This window comes from Syntrophorhabdaceae bacterium (genome assembly GCA_028698615.1).
GTDB lineage: Bacteria > Desulfobacterota > Syntrophorhabdia > Syntrophorhabdales > Syntrophorhabdaceae > Delta-02.
Genome location: JAQVWF010000104.1, coordinates 1 through 3,690, shown reverse-complemented (window position 1 = coordinate 3,690; position 3,690 = coordinate 1). Strand labels below are relative to the sequence as shown.

General features: G+C 50.2%; 6 protein-coding genes. All 6 read left to right on the top strand.

All coding sequences use genetic code 11. The annotated features are described in order from the left end of the window. The coding region (locus PHC90_14755; protein ID MDD3847606.1) for an HNH endonuclease signature motif containing protein at window positions 1-310 on the top strand (310 nt) is incomplete at its 5' end. Between the two features lie 107 nt (window positions 311-417). Then, entirely contained in the window at window positions 418-915 is a 498-nt protein-coding gene (locus PHC90_14750; GenBank protein ID MDD3847605.1) for a ParB N-terminal domain-containing protein, read from the top strand. Continuing rightward, complete coding sequence (locus tag PHC90_14745) at window positions 912-1,406, top strand: P27 family phage terminase small subunit (protein MDD3847604.1); 495 nt, start codon at window positions 912-914, stop codon at window positions 1,404-1,406. Before PHC90_14750 ends, PHC90_14745 begins: the two co-directional genes overlap by 4 nt. Further along, on the top strand, window positions 1,403-1,654 hold the full coding sequence (locus tag PHC90_14740; protein ID MDD3847603.1) for a hypothetical protein: 252 nt from the start codon (window positions 1,403-1,405) through the stop codon (window positions 1,652-1,654). The genes PHC90_14745 and PHC90_14740 overlap by 4 nt, the downstream gene beginning before the upstream one ends. Further along, entirely contained in the window at window positions 1,641-2,375 is a 735-nt protein-coding gene (locus PHC90_14735; protein ID MDD3847602.1) for a hypothetical protein, read from the top strand. The genes PHC90_14740 and PHC90_14735 overlap by 14 nt, the downstream gene beginning before the upstream one ends. Further along, on the top strand, window positions 2,270-3,690 hold a 1,421-nt coding region (locus PHC90_14730; GenBank protein ID MDD3847601.1), incomplete at its 3' end, for a terminase large subunit. The genes PHC90_14735 and PHC90_14730, both read left to right, overlap by 106 nt.

The window sequence follows — 3,690 nt, the reverse complement described above, 5'->3', positions numbered from 1 at the left end:
GGAGGGGAAAGTGAGTCATCCCCTCTATCACACGGTGAGATGGAGACAGAAACGCGCCAGGCAACTTGCAGAACATCCGCTGTGTGCCATGTGTGAGAAGCAGGGCAAGGTGACGGCGGCAACCATAGCGGATCACGTGACGCCACACAGGGGCAATGCTGAGCTGTTTTGGAATGGTGAACTGCAGAGTCTATGTCCCACCTGTCACAGTGCACGGAAGCAGATACAGGAAAAGCACGGATACAGCGCGGCGTGTGACCTTAATGGGCTGCCGCTCGACGATTCACACCCATGGGGGAAGCAAAGATGATAACTGTCACATATGGTAGGGCACCTTCATTCTTTGGAAAGCGCGAAACAAGAAACCGGGCTTGGAGTCGCAATTTAGTGTCCGACAAATTGGCATAAGGGGTCAACATGGAAATCATAACCAAAAAGCTGAAACTATCACAGATCAAACCAAATCCCACGAATCCGCGCAGAATCGACAAGGTCGAAATGGATCGCCTTGTTAAATCCCTGCAAGACTTCCCCGAAATGCTCGAGCTTCGGGAGATCATCGTTGACGAAAACAATATCATCCTCGGCGGTAATATGCGGTACCGGGCGTTGAAGCAGATAGGCGAGAAAGAGTGCGTCGCCAAGATCGTAACCGGCCTCACCGTGGATCAGAAACGCGAATTCATCATCAAAGACAACAGCAATTTCGGTTCCTACGACATGGATGCCCTGGCAAACCTGTGGAGCGACCTGCCGCTTGTCGAGTGGGGCGTTGATTTGCCGGAGGATTGGACAAAAGACCCCGAAGAGCCAACCGGGACCACCGAAAAGGAAGAAGAACCCGAAAAGCCTCAAATTATCGAATGTCCGAAATGCGGGCACGAATTTTCGGTCCTTAAGGAGAAAAAAGAATGAAAGGCCGTAAACCGTTACCGACGAAGCTAAAACTGCTTAGTGGAAATCCCGGCAAGCAGAAACTTCCGAAGGGCGAACCTGAGCCCGACAGCAATATTCCGGCCCCGCCCGCCGTCCTTAACGATTACGCCCTTGAGGAATGGAACAGGGTGACGCCCGTGCTCCTCGCCCTCGGCTTAATATCCGATCTCACGGTTCCGGCTGTCATTGCCTATTGCGATGCCTATGCCGATTGGCGCACCGCAACAGAGGAATTGAACAAGATCCGAAAGGACAAAGGGGCGCTGGCAACCATCATCCAGAAAACCAGCAACGGGAATATTATCCCGAACCAATTAAAACTCGTGGCAAAGGCGGCCCGCGCAGACATGATCCGGTATGCGACAGAATTCGGCGGCACTGAAATAGCCAAGATTCGTCTTGCCATTGATCCTGGCAGGGGCAAGAAGTCAAAATTCGAGGGTCTTATCGGCTCAGGAGGAAAGAAGTGAATAAATTCAACGGCTACGGAAAACAGAAAGTACATCCCATGCAGCCCCAACAAATAACAGTCGATGTTAAAGACCAGACACCGGAGCCATGCTCCTGCGGATGCGTCTACTTTACGCCTGCCGTCATGGTCTATAAAGTATCGGCTCTGATGTCACCTACAGGCAAGGAATTGATGGCACAGCGGGGAGTTTTGCTTTGCATGGCATGTAACGCACTCTACGAGCAGAAAGCGAATGGCGAAGGGTAGCTGGATGAAAGTCTGTTCAAAATGTGGACAAGAAAAATCATCGGACGAGTTTAATAAGCGGACATTAAGCAAGGACGGCCTGACATCGGCGTGTCGTGAATGCCTCTATGTTGAAAACGCGAAATACAGGGAAGCTCACCGTGAGGACGCAAAAGAACGGTCTCGGATATGGCGCGAACAAAACCCAGAGAGAAGAAAAGCAACGCTCCACGATAACTATTGTCGGAACAGAGAACGGAGAAAAATGGCCTCAAGAAAGTGGAGAAGCGAAAACAGAGAACGACATATAGACAACGTACGTCGATGGAGGGTCAACCATCCAGAAGAAACAAAACAATACGCAAGGATAACAGGACAGCGGATAAGGGCAACAGTAAAAGGTCGATTGAACGCCAACATCAAACGATATATTGCCTATTCCCTACACGGTACTAAGCGGGGCAGACATTGGGAAACACTCGTCGGCTATACGGTCGATCAACTCAAGACGCATCTTGAAAAGCTCTTTAAGCCGGGGATGACCTGGGAGAATTACGGCACAGCATGGCATATCGACCACAAGGTTCCCATAGTAGCGTTCAATTTCAAAAGTCCTGACGAACTCGATTTCAACAGATGCTGGGCTTTAAAAAATCTCCGTCCGATGTGGGCCACTCAGAATATAAGCAAGGGAGCAAAGCTAGAAAAACCCTTTCAACCGTCATTGGTACTGGCGATATGAAGAAGCGATATACGGAACGAGTAAATAAGATCATCAAATTCATTGAATTATTAAGAATTCCATCCGGTAAAGGAGAAGGCGACACCTTCAAGCTAATGCCCTTTCAGAAAGATTTTATTAATGCAGTTTATGGACCCGTTGATAAAGACGGGAGGCGGATAGTGCGTCGGGCGATCCTCAGTATGGGCCGCAAGAACGGAAAGACTATGTTAACCGCCTGCCTGGTTCTTGTGCATCTTTGGGGGCCGGAGAAGTCGATGAACGCTGAATGCTACGCCTGTGCTAATGACCGCGAGCAGGCCGGTATTCTCTTTCGCTATTGCTCCCAGATTGTTCGCGCCGATCCCGATATTTCAGCAGCCATTAAGGTTGTCGACAGCACAAAGACCATGATTGCATGGGACACAGGCTCAGTATTTCGGGCGGTTAGTGCGGAAGCAGGAACAAAAATGGGACTGAACCCTACTTTCGTCGCATTCGATGAACTTGCTCAAGCAAAGAATAGAGACCTGTATGACGCTTTTGATACTTCTTTTGGGGCGCGTCCTGAACCGCTTTTTATTGTTATTAGCACTCAGTCTAATGATCCGCAACACCCTCTGTCTACTTTGATAGATGATGGCTTGTCTAAACGCGATCCTTCCACAGTATGTCACCTATATGCAGCCGATGATGATGCGGAAAACATATATACAGATAAAGAAGTATGGAAGGTCGCAAACCCAGCATTAGGTAAATTCAGATCATTGGAGGATATGACAACGGCCGCAAAACGCGCACAACGAATGCCAAGTTTTGAGGCATCGTTTCGTAACCTAAATTTAAATCAACGTTGTGACTCCAAGTCTCCCCTCATCCCCCGCGCCGAATGGACAGGCTGTAAAACTGACGCCACACTGGAAGAAGGCGCAGGGATATACCTTGCCCTCGACCTGTCCGGAAAGACGGATTTAACCGCACTTCTCGGCGTCTCAGCCGGGGAGAACGAGACAGTCAAGGCTTGGTTTTGGAAACCCGGCGACACTATCCGCGAACACGAGAACCGCGACCGTGTACCCTACTGGACGTGGAAACAGCAGGGCTACATCGAAACCACGCCGGGCAGGGCGGTCAACTATGATTTCGTGGCCGAACGCCTGGCCGGGATAATGAAAAAGTACAACGTCCTTGGCATGGCCTATGACCGATGGAGCATTGACGACTTTCTGAACGCTTGCAATCGTATCGGCCTCGATGCCTATGTTGACGGGAAGGATGAACCACGGGCCGGAGCATTGCGGCTCGTACCGTGGGGACAGGGATTCAAGGACATGGC

What these genes read in the sequence shown, in the direction of transcription:
- PHC90_14750 (MDD3847605.1), top strand. Translation starts at nt 418, where the DNA reads ATGGAAATCATAACCAAAAAGCTGAAACTATCACAGATCAAACCAAAT.
- PHC90_14745 (MDD3847604.1), top strand. Translation starts at nt 912, where the DNA reads ATGAAAGGCCGTAAACCGTTACCGACGAAGCTAAAACTGCTTAGTGGA.
- PHC90_14735 (MDD3847602.1), top strand. Translation starts at nt 1,641, where the DNA reads ATGGCGAAGGGTAGCTGGATGAAAGTCTGTTCAAAATGTGGACAAGAA.